Origin of the sequence: Streptomyces diastatochromogenes (assembly GCF_002242805.1) — a bacterium.
Classification (GTDB): Bacteria; Actinomycetota; Actinomycetes; order Streptomycetales; family Streptomycetaceae; genus Streptomyces; species Streptomyces diastatochromogenes.
The window spans coordinates 1-218 of the sequence record NZ_MCGQ01000142.1 but is presented as its reverse complement, the minus strand read 5'-3'; the positions used below and the strand labels follow the sequence as shown (position 1 = coordinate 218).

Below are 218 nucleotides of genomic sequence, written 5' to 3'. Positions count from 1 at the left end.
CCAACGCGATCCGGTACGGCGCTCCGCCCGTGAGAGTCAGGATCATGCTGGGAAGCACCCTGGTCTGCGAGGTGTCGGACGGCAGCAACACCTCACCCCGGCTGCGGCGGGCGGCCGCCACCGACGAAGGCGGCCGCGGCCTGTTCCTGGTCTCTCAGTTCGCCGACCAGTGGGGAACCCGTTATGCGGCGCAGGGAAAGGTGATCTGGGCGGAGCAG

General features: G+C 69.3%; 1 protein-coding gene. It reads left to right on the top strand.

The features are described from left to right. Positions 1–218, top strand: a 218-nt coding sequence (locus BEK98_RS50720) for an ATP-binding protein (protein WP_143684287.1), incomplete at both ends; no start/stop codon positions are given.